Here is a 13,119-nt window from a genome sequence, read left to right as displayed (position 1 = left end):
GAAATGTAAAGTTATGATTGGCAAGGTAAACAAGTTTCTTGGGCGTGACGGGCTATAAAGCAGCGGAATGACTTAGCGTGTCACACTGTCATTATCTGACACAGTGGAAGTGTTACATTTTGGAACAACGCTATGATTAGCAAGCCGCAATTACCTCGCTCTATTGATGCTTCTTGGCTTCGCAGCCAGCATGCGGGTTTATCTGAGCAAGCTGCACCTACCGAGTTACGCTTATCGTCCAGTGATCTTCAGCAGCGCCACTACCAAAACCAACAGCTCATTACCTTGGTAGAGCGTTACGCCTATCCTTTGTTTGAACAGCTTATGGCACATACATCGAGTCGCTTGATTTTGTCAGACATGGATGGCTATGTGATTCAGTATTGGGGAATTGAGCGCTACAGCGATAAGTTGGCGAATATTGCGCTAGAAACTGGCGTGAATTGGCTGGAGCAATACAAAGGCACCAATGCAATTGGTACCGCTATTGCTACCCAAAAAACGGTGGCAGTAATTGGTGAACAGCATTTTATAAAGCAACATCGTTTTATGAGTTGCACCGCTAGCCCTATTTTTTCGCCAAGTGGAGAAATGATAGCGGTGTTAGATATTACCAGTGAACAGCAGCGACATAATCAACAAACTATGCATCTTAGTAGCAGCTTAGCTCAGCAAGTTGAAACAGCCTTGTTGTGTCAGCTACCGCAAAGCCACTACAGAATTGATTTGGCGGCGCAAGCTCACTTACTTAACTCTGGCTGGCAGGGCATTGTTGTTGCAGATAGTGAGGGCAAGATTGTTGGTCATAACCCAATGGCGCAGCAGCTTATTAAGCAGCTCAGTATTGGAGAATCTTTAGCTGAGCACTTAGGTGAGCGATGGAGTAGTGAGGGGCAATCTGATAAAGCCAAATTACATTTACATACTCGATCGCTTAAACCAAGTACAGCCAAGTATGAGGCGATTCACGCGGGCAGCGAGCAAGATTTTAGCCTTGACCCAACGGTAAATAAGGCTTGGCAGCATGCGTTAAAAGTAGTGAGCAAATCGATTCCACTGTTAATTCTGGGCGAAACAGGTGTAGGCAAAGAACGCTTTGTTAAGCGCTTGCATCAGCAAAGCCAGCGCTCGGGTAAATTGTTGCAAGCAGTTAATTGTGCCGCTTTACCTAATGAACTGGTGGAGGCTGAGTTGTTTGGTTACCAAGCGGGTGCCTTTACCGGCGCTAACCCAAAAGGTTTTATTGGAAAAATTCGCCAAGCCGATGGTGGATTTTTGTTTTTAGACGAAATTGGCGAAATGCCTTTAGCGGCACAGTGCAGATTATTGCGTGTGCTGCAGGAGCGTGAAGTGGTGCCTATTGGCGGCAATCAAGCCTTTCCTGTAGATGTACAAGTGGTGGCGGCTACTCACGTTAATTTAACTGAACACGTGGCGAGCGGTTTGTTTCGAGAAGATCTTTATTATCGGCTGAATGGTTTACAGATATGCTTACCAGCACTGCGAGAGCGCAGCGATAAAAGCCAATTACTCAGGCAGTTACATCAGCGTTATTGTACTAGTGAACAAAGCATTGACCTTGAACTGTTTGCGAAGCTGCTGGCCTATGAATGGCCAGGAAATATGCGAGAGTTAGATAACTTTATGCAGGTAGCGTGTTTACTGGCCGAGCAGCAAAGCCAGTTGAATTGGAATGATTTACCTGAGTCTTTACAAAAGCAGCTAGCGAATTTGTCGTTAAGCAGTGATTCATCACCAAACGATCTAAAACAAACCATTGATGAGAATATTGTGTCGGTGTATCAACGCTGCCAAGGCAACATCACTAAAGCCGCCAAGCTATTGGGGATTAGCCGAAATACGCTGTATAGAAAGTTACGGAAATTGAAATTAAAGCACTAAGCAAAAAAAGAGAGCCGAAGCTCTCTGTGATTCGGCCTACTTAATGCAATCTATTGAGTCGCGTCGGTTGGGCCGTATATTTTGTATTCACCTGCCATTTGTAGTACCGAGAACATATGTAATAGGCCGTCGTAGTAACGCCATTTACCGGTTGGCGTGGCTTGCTTCCATAAACGTTCGGTAAACTCTTTTGCTTCTTGGCTGTTAGTGATCATAGCTGCGGTGCCGTTCATGGCGTTTTGGCCAGAGCTGCCCCATTCAGAAACAATACGACCATCCATTTCATGGACTGCGTAGTTTTGTCCTTTACGCTTGTATTCATCTGCGTAGAAACCAATCATGCGGTCAGCGAGTTCTTGCTGTCTTGGGTCTGCGTTAAACCAATGGTGGTCCATGGCAATGTTACCAATCACGCGGAATGCGTCGTAACCCGATTTATGGCTAATGTCGTTAAACGACGTTTCTTGCGGGGTACCGTTAAAGGCTGCGTACTCTGGGTACAAACCTGTTTCAGGGTGTGCAGCGTTGTATAGGTAATCACGACTTACTTGCGCAGCGTCTGCCCACAGTTGATTGTCTTCATCAGCCCAGCGAGCTAATAGTTCGTAAAACGCGGCTACGTGGTAAGAAGGGTCTGTGTAAACACCTAGGCCTTTCTCAGTTACAAACAAAATTTGTTTTTCTTCACGGCTGAACATCGTAACTTGCGAGTCGGTTTCTGGCTTGTTTACCATCGCTTGCAAAATTACATTGGCTTCATCTTTGTATTGGTTAATGCCTTCACCTGCGCCCCAACGGTTTTCTGCAAAGAATAAGGCCATGGCAAAGTAAAGCTCACCATCTGGTGCTGGATTTTCTGATTTGTGTGCAAATGGCGCTGTCGCATTAAGGTGCCATGCAAAATAATCTTGGTACCAACCATCTTTGTGCTGCATGTAAGTTTTCGAAAACTTCCACAGCTTGTTAAACATTTCTTGGTCGTCCATTTGCACGGCGATCATCATGCCGTAAGACATACCTTCAGAGCGAATATCGTTACTACCAATGTCTTTAATAAAGCCCATGTCGTCGCCAACAGGGAAGAATACTGCTTTACCGCTTTCGCTACGCGAATCTGAATAAAAGAGTTGTTGGTAGGTATCGTTAACTTTTTTGCTCACTTGTTCTGGGCTAGCAATACCTAACTCGACAAATGCATTGCGGTATTCACCGCTGTAAAATGCCCCAGGTGCAGTGTTAGCTACATTCGCTACAGCTGTGCTTTGCGCTGGTGTTGACGACTTCTCTACTGGCGCAGCGCAAGAGGCTAGGCCTAGCGGTAAAGCGCAAAACGCCACCGTTTTTACAAGCTTGATTAAAGCATTGCTTTGAGTACTCGAAATATTCATTGTCATAATAACGTTCGCTACCTTTTACTCAGGTTATTGGTTTTCTACGGGTCTATTTGGGAATGGAACTGACTCGTATTTCTACTCCAGACTAGAGTAACTGTGATATTGCTCATACTGTGAATTTGCGTAAATCCCTGTAAAATCTGGATTGTTTGCGTGGCTTCTCATAACGTGGTTTACGTTTTTTCTTGTTCGCGATTTGCAAATAAAGGTCTGCAAACAACTACCTTAGTAAAGTGTCGGGTTTCTTTACAGTTGTGCTTTTGTAGTAATTTAAGCAATAAATTGAATTTTTAGCCAATCAGCTTACTTCATAAACTTTTCATAAAAAAACAGTGTAAAAGTAGTGATTTTGTAGGTTTTTAATAAAGCGATGGATTGTTCTGCATTTTAAATTTTATCTTATAGAAGCCAGTGCTTCTTGCTTTATATTTTCAATCATTCCGAATTTTTAAAATTATCAGTAGTGAGTGTTTATAGCCGATCTGCTTAGTCATAATGATTAATTGTCATATAATCCCCTAATTTTATTGAAGATTTAGTTATAAGCATTGTGTCGGTTAAACTTACATTAGATGTGATGTGGATCACTGTGTGTTTTTGAGTGAATAGTTAATTAGCGATATAAAACAATATCTTAGATGGGTTTTTAGGTTTTTTATAGAACTGGCTTAGTACTTGCGATAGTTGAGGTGCATAAAAGGAAGACTTTTTTTCAACAGCAAAGGACTTGAGCGATGAAAGCACTACTTTCAACCCTAACGACACTCTTGATGGCCGTGTCTATAAATGCAAATGCAACAGTGATGTTAACCAGTGAAAATCCAGCACAAGCACCGGGAGTGGCAACTTATTTAGGTGATTTTCCAACACCTTTTAGTGACCCTGCTTCAGTTATCGGTGTTCCAGTGGCTCAAACAGTATTTGATGTAGGCAGTGATATTCGTGCCGCATTCATGTTAGACCTTGATATGTTGGATCAAACGCAAGATGAAGGAGCTGGTGGCTACTTAAACGGACTATTAGACCTAGAGTTTTACTGGTTTAATGGCGGCGATTTAGTGTGGCAAAACTACAACCCTTACACGTGGCTTCAAATTGAAGATTGGCAAGCAGATTTTGATGTACTGTCGGTATGGAGTGATACCTCTTTGTTTGATGCTGGTCTAGTGACTAGTGGCGAATGGACAGTAGTTGCAGCCGTTGAGGGCGCGGTAGTAGGCGGGCAGCAGTTTTCTGTTCCTGAGCCTGCGAGCTACGCCTTAGCCTTGTTTGGTTTACTGGCTATTTTTGGAAGAAAAACACGCAATACTTTTTTTGCTAAATAAACATATAACGATTGGCAAGGTCATTAAATGGTCATTTAATTAATCTTGTCAGTAGGTGTTTTTATATGTATTTTATGTTTTATTCGATGTTGTAACTGAAGGAGCCAATTATGGTTTATTTGAAACGGACTTTGACAGCGGCTTTGTTGTTTTCAAGCGGCTATGCCATGGCGGTTGATGCGCCAGCGGCAGCTACGTTGCCGTCTCCAAGTGATTTGTTTGCGGCGATCAATGCGGGTACTCCAATTAGCACTGCTGATTTATTGGCTAGCGCTGGTTTACCCGATTTTGTGCCTAGCCTACCGGGTAACGGCGGTGGCCCTGGCGGTGGCGGCTTAACAGCTTCGCCAAATTAGTCGCTTATAAATTAAAAAGAGAGCCTTTAGGCTCTCTTTTTTTTATCTTTGATTTAGTGCTGTTTACTTAACTTCTTCGCCTTTGGCTTGTAAGTCAGCATGATAGCTTGAACGCACCAATGGGCCACAAGCAGCATGCGTAAAGCCCATGGCTTCAGCCTTAGCTTTTAGTTCTTCAAACTCTGCTGGTGGTACATAGCGCTCAACAGGCAAATGGTGGCGACTAGGTTGCAGGTACTGGCCTAGTGTTAGCATGGTTACGCCGTGGTCGCGTAAGTCTTGCATCACTTGCAAAATCTCTTCGTTGGTTTCGCCTAACCCCATCATTAAGCCCGATTTAGTCGGTACCTCTGGGTGCAGCTCTTTAAAGCGTTGTAGCAAGGTGAGTGACCATTGGTAATCTGAACCTGGACGTACTTGCTTGTATAAACCAGGTGCGGTTTCAAGATTGTGATTGAAAACATCTGGTGGAGTTTTATCTAAAATTTCTAATGCGCGATCCATACGACCTTTAAAGTCTGGCACTAGGGTTTCAATTTGAATATGCGGGCTATGCTTGCGAATTTCGCTTACACACTCTGCAAAGTGGGCAGCACCGCCGTCGCGTAAATCATCCCGGTCAACTGAAGTGATCACCACATATTTCAGCTTCATATCCGCGATAGTAGCAGCCAGCTTGGTTGGTTCGTCGGCATCTAAGGCTAGCGGTTTGCCGTGGCCAACATCACAAAACGGGCAGCGACGCGTACATATGTCGCCCATTATCATAAAGGTAGCGGTGCCGTGGTTAAAACACTCTGCCAAGTTAGGACAAGAAGCCTCTTCACACACCGAGTGCAAGTTATGCTTACGCATTGCACTTTTAATTTCGTTAATACGGGTGCTGTCTGATGGAAGTTTGATACGCATCCATTCTGGCTTGCGTAACATGGTTTCCTTTTCAGAGGGTATTACCTTCACTGGAATAAATGCCATTTTGTCGGCATCTCGAAGTTTTACTCCGGGCTCCATACGCGCTTTTTTTGCACTCATAGTGTGGGCAGTCCTTGTTGCTGTTCTGTATTGTTGTAAGCCAGTTGCGTAACCAGTACTTGGGTAAGGGTTGTGGCAAGCTGCTCAACGGTGAGGGTCTTGTTAAAGTCACTGACTTGAGCCATTTCTAGGCCGGCGTAGCCGCATGGGTTTATCAGCAAAAACGGACTTAGGTCCATGTCTACGTTTAATGCTAATCCATGAAAAGAGCAGCCTTTGCGAATACGTAAGCCTAAAGAAGCAATTTTCTTGTGGTCTACATAAACGCCGGGTGCATCTTTTTTGGCATAGGCTTCAATCTGGTAAGCGCTTAGTGTTTCAATAATGCTCTGTTCAATAATGGTGACTAAATCACGCACACCTAGTTTGCGACGACGAATGTTCAACAGTGGGTAAGCCACTAATTGACCAGGGCCGTGATAGGTTACTTGCCCTCCTCGGTCGGCTTGAACAATCGGAATATCGCTGCTGGCTAGCAGGTGTTCTGGTTTACCAGCTTGGCCTTGGGTAAACACCGCTTGGTGTTCAACCAGCCACAACTCATCAGCCTGTTCAGCACCGCGTTGATCAGTAAAGTCACGCATTGCTTGAAAGACTTGATTGTATTCTTGTAAGCCTAAATGGCGAACTACTAGGGTGTTTTGGTCAGGCATTACAGTACGTGGCGTACGTCTTCAATAGCACCAATTTGCGTGTAGAGGTTTTCAATATGCTCTTTGCTCGTCACTTTTACGACGAGAGAAATTGCTTTGTAGTTACCTTTACTGCTTGGGCGCGTTTTAGGGCTGTAGTCACCAGGTGCTAAGCTTTGGATTACGCTTAGTACTTGATCTTCTAGGGTGTCGTTATTTACCCCCATGATTTTGAACGTAAAATCACATGGGAATTCTAAATACTCATCGAATTTGGTTTGCATATCTGACCTAAGAAAACTGATTTAAGCTGCGACGTTGAGTCGAGCTAAAAATAAAAAACGCGTTATTCTAACGCGTTTTTGTGATCTTTGCCTAAGAATTCCGCATATCGCTTTCGCGAGTATGCATGGGGCTATTGGGTTTAGCTAAACAATGAAGCAAAGAACAGTTTTATGTAGTCGAGCAAACGTTTGAAAATACCACCTTGTTCTACATCTTGAAGAACCACTAGCGGGTATTCTGCCACATCTTCATCACCCACTTGGAAGTAAACAGAACCAACAGTTTGGCCTTTACTCAGTGGGGCTTTTAGCTCTTCTTTTAGCTCAAAGCTGGCTTTTAGCTGTGCCGCTTGACCACGTGGCAAGGTTAACGCGATGTTTTGATTAACGCCGAGTGATACAGAGTCTTGCTCCGCCATCCACACGGTTTGCTCTACAAAGCTATCGCCCGCTTGATAAGGTTTAACGGTTTCAAAGAATCGGAATCCCCAGTTAAGCAGTTTTTTACTTTCCGCTGCGCGTGCTTTTGATGAATTGGTGCCCATCACAACGGCCACTAAACGCATGTCATTATCGGTAGCTGACGACACTAGGCTGTAACCCGCTTTGCTGGTGTGGCCGGTTTTCATGCCATCTACATTTAGGCTTTTATCCCAAAGTAGGGTATTGCGGTTATGCTGAGTAATGCCATTAAAGGTGAACGCTTTTTCTTTGTAGATGGCGTACTCGTCTGGCACATCTCGAATCATGGCGGTGGCTAATACAGCCATATCTTTCGCGGTAGTGTATTGCTCGGTGCTATCTAAGCCGTGGCTGTTGGCGAAGTGAGTATTCACCATGCCTAGATGGTCGGCCCATGAGTTCATTAAGCTAGCGAATGAATCTTCACTACCGGCAATGTGCTCGGCCATAGCTACACAGGCATCGTTACCAGATTGGATAATGATGCCACGGTTAAGATCGGCGACCTGAACTTGCTTACCCACTTCAATGAACATTTTTGAAGAGTCGGGGAAGTTTTTCGACCACGCCTTTTCACTAATAGTTACCATATCGTTCGGGTTAAGTTTGCCTGACTTGATCTCTTTACCAATAATGTAGCTGGTCATTATTTTGGTTAAGCTGGCCGGTGCTAGGCTATCTTCTTCGTTTTCTGAAGCCAGTACTCGGCCTGAATCGAAATCGACTAGGTAGTAGGCTTTGGCTGAAATAATAGGGGCGTTGGGAATGACTTGTGGAGCCGCGAAGGCCACGCTCACACTGCTTGCAATCAGAAGCGCTGAGGCGCAGCTAACACGCTGAAATACATTTTTAATCATGGTTGGCTCTTTGGCTTGTTAGTCAATAAAACACGGACGGCAAACACTATAGCAAAACTTAGGCGGTGTTTGTTAGTATCCTGCTGTAAATCCGCTAGTTTGCTTTTAGATTAATAATATAGGCATCTTTATAGTGGCCTTTTTTCATATTAGCTAAGTACTTTTCGGCGCTAAGTACATCGTAATAAGGCCCTAAACGAAGCTTTGTCCAGCCGTTTTCATCAATGAGTTGGGTGGTTAGCCCATCGGCTTCTAGTTGGTTTTGGTGTTGTTTAATAACTTGCTTATTTTTACTGGCCAGCAGTTGCACGTAATACTGCTTACCATCACCAGAAGCGGCATCTAGCTCTTTATTGTTGTCGAAGCGTAGTAGCTTTATTTTAACCTTGGCGGTGCCTGATTTGAGCATGTCTAGCTTATAGGCTGCTGCGTAAGATAAATCGATAATACGTTTTTGGTGGAAGGGGCCGCGGTCGTTCACTCGCACAATAACGGTTTTGTTATTGGCCAAGTTTGTCACTTCAACATAGCTCGGTAGCGGTAGATTTTTATGGGCCGCCGACATGCTGTACATGTCATAAATCTCGCCATTGGAAGTGAGATGACCATGGAATTTTTTACCGTACCAAGAGGCTTCACCTTCAATTTCGTGTTCTTCAATTTCACGCCATACTTTGTAGCTTTTACCACGCACCGTGTAATCTCGATTTCCTTGGCGGCTGTATGCCTCAAAACGAGGGATAGGATCTTCTAAATGTGCTAATTCGGGCGCGGAATCTGGGGCTTGGTCGTTGCTCATCCCATAGCGCTGATTGCTACTGGGCGAAGAACTACATGCGTTAAGCGCTAAGACCAGCATTACACTGGCTATGTAAGGGCTTAGTGATAGCACACCTGATAAACGCTTATTTTGCATTTAGTTTTGCCTTGGCTTCTCTTAACTGTTCGCTGAATTGATAAACCGCCATTGCATACAGAGGGCTGCGGTTATAGCGAGTAATTACATAAAAGTTGTGCTCGGCAAGCCAATAGCTATGTCCATTGGCTTCTTCCAACTCTAGCAGTTTGACTGGGGTTTCAGCGGCAAGCTTTGTAGTGCTGGTAATGCCGCTTTGCTCAAGTTGTTGCCAGCTATCTTTTATCTTTAAGTCACTGCTTAACCAAGGCTTCGCTTGAGTGGCTGTAGATTGAGCAGAATGCACCACTGGTTCACCCAGTTTCCAACGGTGTTCGCTAAAGTAATTTGCTACGCTGCCAATGGCATCAACAGGGTTATTTAGCATATCAATTTCACCATCTTGGTCAAAATCGACACCGTAATGAATGTAGCTTGATGGAATAAACTGGCCAAAGCCCATTGCGCCTGCGTAAGAGCCTTTTACTTCATCTAGCTGCCAGCCTTGCTGTTCTGCTAGGCGAATAAAGTAGGCGAACTCTTTACTGAAAAACTGGCCGCGTTTAGGGTAGTGAAAGCCTAAAGTATATAGGGCGTCAATCACTGGATAAGTGCCTTTGTGGCGGCCGTAGTAAGTTTCTACGCCTATTATCGCCACGATAATCTGGGCAGGGACATTAAACTCTTTTTCAGCTCGTTCAATGGTGACTTGGTGTTCTTGCCAAAAGGCAAGACCGGCCTCTAACCGTTCTTCAGTGAGAAATAGATCACGATATAAATGCCAAGGTCTGGCTTCCCAAGGACGAGTAATCGCGTCAATCACTGCTTGCTGATATGTGGCTTGTTCTGCCGCTTGCTCTAAACTAGCGAGCGGAATATTGAGTTCTTGGCTTAATGCTTCAATACGTTGCTGTTGTTCGTTATTGGCGAGAGTGGTGCTCGACCAAAGTTGAGACAAGGCAAGTACTAAGCAACAACATAAGCGCATAACAATCCTTATTGGGCATAAAGCCGTTTGTGGGTGTGAACAGACATCAGAATGCCAAATCCTGCCATCAGTGTCACTATTGAAGTGCCACCGTAACTCACTAAAGGTAAAGGAACCCCAACGACTGGCAATAGGCCACTTACCATTCCAATGTTTACAAATACATAAACGAAAAAGGTGAGGATAATACAGCCCGCCAGTAAGCGACCAAAAGCGGTTTGTGCTTGAGTGGCGATAAACAAGCCGCGACCAATAATGTAAAAGTACAAACACATTAATAACACCACACCAATAAAACCAAATTCTTCGGCAAACACCGCAAAGATGAAATCAGTATGTCGCTCAGGTAAAAAATCTAGCTGTGATTGGGTGCCTTGCAGCCAACCTTTACCGGTAAAACCACCCGAGCCAATGGCAATTTTAGACTGAATAATGTGATAACCTGCACCGAGAGGGTCGCTCTCAGGATTCAGTAAAGTTAGTACTCGCTGACGCTGATAGTCACGCATCAAAAAGAACCATAATAGAGGGATGAAGGCCGCCACTAAACCGCCTGCAGCAGCCACCAGACGCCAGCTCATACCTGCTAGGAATAAAGCAAAAATACCCGATGCGGCTACCAATAAAGAGGTGCCTAAATCGGGCTGTTTAGCAATTAATAACGTAGGGCCAATGGCGATGGCTGCCCCAACACATAAGTGTTTAAAACTTGGCGGAAGAGGGTGTTGGCTGATATAGCGGGCCACCATTAGTGGCACTGCTAACTTCATGATTTCGGAAGGCTGAAAACGTATCACACCTAAATCTAACCAGCGCTGCGCTCCTTTACCTACATCACCCACTACTAAAACCGCTATAAGCATAAGTAAGCCACTAAAAAAGAATAGAGGCGCCCATCGCATATAAACATCGGGGGGAATTTGTGCCAGTACAAACATCACTATAAGGGCTAAAGAAATGCGTACGAATTGGCGGTTTAGCATGGCACTGCTTTCGCCGCTGGCACTGTATAAAACAAACAGACCTAAACCAATTAAGGTAACTAAGCCTAGTAGTAGTGGCCAATCTAGGTGCAGCCTCCACCATAAAGAGTTTTTTTGCTCTTGGCTGTAGTTGCCCATGCTTACAATTGATCCTTAGCGTCAAAATAACTATCGAATAACTCACGGATAACCGGCGCTGCATTTGAACTGCCTCCACCCGCGTTTTCTACTACCACAGAGGCCACAATCTCGGGTTGTTCAAAAGGTGCGTAGGCAACAAACATGGCGTTATCTCGGTGTTTTTCTTTTAGGCTTTCTGCGTCATATTCTGCGTCATCGGCGATGCTAACAATTTGCGCGGTGCCCGACTTACCAGCTGCTACGTAGCTTGTATCTTTAAACGCTTTACGCGCTGTTCCGTTGCTTTTGTTGATGACCCCATACATGCCATCTAAGGCTACTTGCCAATTCTTCTCGCTGTTTAGTGCGATTGGTGCTTGTACCTGTGGTGGCAAGCCAATGTGTGAGTTGGCATCTCCCACGCTTTTAAGTATTCGCGGGGTAATAATTTTGCCTTTGTTAACCAAGATGTTGGTTGCTTGGGCTAGTTGCAAAGGAGTGGTTGTCCAGTAACCTTGGCCAATGCCTACCGAAATTGTGTCGCCTTGCCACCAAGGTTGGCGATAACGGGCACGTTTCCACTCGCGGCTGGGCATATTCGCGCGACTTTCTTCGTGAATATCAACGCCGGTATATTTACCAAAACCAAACTTGCTCATATAAGCATGCATTTCATTAATGCCGGTTTCGTAAGCCAATTTGTAGAAGTAGGTATCAACACTTTGTTCAATGGCTTTATATACGTCTACCCAACCATGACCCCAACGCTTCCAATCACGAAAACGGCGCTTGGTATTAGGGATTTGGAACCAGCCTGGATCCCAAATACGTTGCTCTACGCTAATTTTACCCAGTTCTAGGCCCATTACCGCTAGCTGCGGCTTTACGGTAGAAGCTGGCGGGTAAACCCCTTTTGTTGCGCGGTTTATAAGAGGGCGGTCGGTAGAGTTGAGTAGCTTATTGTAGTTCTTACTGCTGATACCATTTACGAATAGATTCGGGTCGTAGCTTGGGCTAGATACCATTGCTAATACGCCGCTGGTTTTAGCGTCTAATAATACTGCAGAACCACGGCGACCAGCCAACAAACGCTGGGCTTCTAATTGCAGGCGAATATCTACGTTGAGATAGAGATCTTTGCCGGGAATAGGCGGCACGATTTTCATGGTGCGAATAATACGACCACGGTTATTTACTTCTACTTCTTGGTAACCAACGCTGCCATGCAGAATTTCTTCGTAGTAACGCTCAATGCCTTGCTTGCCAATGGTTCGAGTCGCATCGTACTCAGCCAGTTTGTTTTCTTTCTCGAGGCGCTCTAAGTCTTTCGCATTAATTCGGGCAACGTAACCGAGTAGGTGAGTAAGGCTATCGCCGTAGGGATAGAAGCGAATTAAACTCGCATCAATACTTGCCCCATGAAATTTGTGTTGCTGCACGCTAAACATTGCCACTTGTTCGTGGCTAAGTTGCGATTTAAGCACTACCGGTTTAAAGCGACGAGTATGTTTACGGTTTTGCTCAAAGCGTTCAATATCGTTTTCGCTCAGTTCCAGCAATTCGGATAACTCAAGGATCATCTGATCCAAATCGTCGACGTTTTCGGGGATGATTTCTAAGCTAAAGTTAGGGCGATTCTCGGCCAATAGGGCACCGTTGCGGTCAAACACCAGCCCACGAGGTGGCGCCAATGGCAGTACTTTAATGCGATTATCATTTGAGCGGGTGGTGTAAGTGTCGTGTTGCTCAAATTGGAGGTAATGAAGGTTACCAAGTAATACACAGATTAAGGCAAAAGTACCAATAATCGAGACGAGTGAGCGGCGGTTAAATAACCGTGATTCCGCCGAGTGGTCCCGCATTGCGACGCGTTGTCTTGCCATATCTTA

Annotated in this window: 12 protein-coding genes; 3 read left to right on the top strand and 9 right to left on the bottom strand. The window is 44.9% G+C overall.

All coding sequences use genetic code 11. The features are described from left to right. The first annotated feature begins 132 nt into the window (after positions 1-132). Positions 133-1,902 carry a sigma-54-dependent Fis family transcriptional regulator gene (locus ACLD71_RS20295; protein WP_411991806.1) on the top strand — a complete coding sequence of 590 codons (1,770 nt, stop codon included), beginning with the start codon at positions 133-135 and terminating at the stop codon, positions 1,900-1,902. A 50-nt stretch (positions 1,903-1,952) separates the two neighbouring features. Here the strand turns inward: ACLD71_RS20295 and ACLD71_RS20290 are convergent, their stop codons facing one another. Continuing rightward, complete coding sequence (locus ACLD71_RS20290; RefSeq protein WP_411991805.1) at positions 1,953-3,296, bottom strand: glycosyl hydrolase family 8; 1,344 nt, start codon at positions 3,294-3,296, stop codon at positions 1,953-1,955. A gap of 734 nt (positions 3,297-4,030) precedes the next feature. Between ACLD71_RS20290 and ACLD71_RS20285 the strand changes: the two genes are divergently transcribed. After that, positions 4,031-4,621, top strand: a complete 591-nt coding sequence (locus tag ACLD71_RS20285; RefSeq protein ID WP_411991804.1) for a PEP-CTERM sorting domain-containing protein — start codon at positions 4,031-4,033, stop codon at positions 4,619-4,621. A gap of 110 nt (positions 4,622-4,731) precedes the next feature. Further along, positions 4,732-4,977: a hypothetical protein gene (locus ACLD71_RS20280; protein WP_137671548.1), complete on the top strand. Its 246-nt coding sequence runs from the start codon at positions 4,732-4,734 to the stop codon at positions 4,975-4,977. A gap of 63 nt (positions 4,978-5,040) precedes the next feature. Here ACLD71_RS20280 and lipA read toward each other — a convergent pair whose 3' ends face one another. The 8 genes from lipA to mrdA form a co-directional block, all read right to left on the bottom strand. Beyond that, positions 5,041-6,009, bottom strand: a complete 969-nt coding sequence (gene lipA, locus ACLD71_RS20275) for a lipoyl synthase (protein WP_368411621.1) — start codon at positions 6,007-6,009, stop codon at positions 5,041-5,043. After that, positions 6,006-6,662 carry a lipoyl(octanoyl) transferase LipB gene (lipB, locus tag ACLD71_RS20270; RefSeq protein ID WP_411991803.1) on the bottom strand — a complete coding sequence of 219 codons (657 nt, stop codon included), beginning with the start codon at positions 6,660-6,662 and terminating at the stop codon, positions 6,006-6,008. Before lipB ends, lipA begins: the two co-directional genes overlap by 4 nt. Further along, positions 6,662-6,925, bottom strand: coding sequence for a DUF493 family protein YbeD (gene ybeD / locus ACLD71_RS20265; protein WP_137671546.1), 264 nt, complete (start codon positions 6,923-6,925; stop codon positions 6,662-6,664). Before ybeD ends, lipB begins: the two co-directional genes overlap by 1 nt. A gap of 140 nt (positions 6,926-7,065) precedes the next feature. Then, the gene (locus ACLD71_RS20260) at positions 7,066-8,244 is read right to left on the bottom strand and encodes a serine hydrolase (RefSeq protein ID WP_303516422.1); all 1,179 of its coding nucleotides are present in this window, start codon (positions 8,242-8,244) and stop codon (positions 7,066-7,068) included. Between the two features lie 94 nt (positions 8,245-8,338). Then, positions 8,339-9,160: a septal ring lytic transglycosylase RlpA family protein gene (locus ACLD71_RS20255; RefSeq protein WP_411991802.1), complete on the bottom strand. Its 822-nt coding sequence runs from the start codon at positions 9,158-9,160 to the stop codon at positions 8,339-8,341. Further along, positions 9,150-10,127 carry a lytic murein transglycosylase B gene (gene mltB / locus ACLD71_RS20250; RefSeq protein ID WP_137671543.1) on the bottom strand — a complete coding sequence of 326 codons (978 nt, stop codon included), beginning with the start codon at positions 10,125-10,127 and terminating at the stop codon, positions 9,150-9,152. The genes ACLD71_RS20255 and mltB overlap by 11 nt, the downstream gene beginning before the upstream one ends. Before the next feature lie 8 nt (positions 10,128-10,135). After that, positions 10,136-11,248, bottom strand: coding sequence for a rod shape-determining protein RodA (gene rodA, locus ACLD71_RS20245; RefSeq protein WP_411991801.1), 1,113 nt, complete (start codon positions 11,246-11,248; stop codon positions 10,136-10,138). A 2-nt stretch (positions 11,249-11,250) separates the two neighbouring features. After that, entirely contained in the window at positions 11,251-13,113 is a 1,863-nt protein-coding gene (gene mrdA / locus ACLD71_RS20240) for a penicillin-binding protein 2 (RefSeq protein ID WP_161985062.1), read from the bottom strand. Positions 13,114-13,119: the final 6 nt, after the last annotated feature.

This window comes from Agarivorans sp. DSG3-1 (genome assembly GCF_046774965.1).
Lineage (GTDB): Bacteria > Pseudomonadota > Gammaproteobacteria > Enterobacterales > Celerinatantimonadaceae > Agarivorans.
Note: the sequence above shows the minus strand (reverse complement) of the source record. Positions and strands in the feature narration are given on the sequence as shown.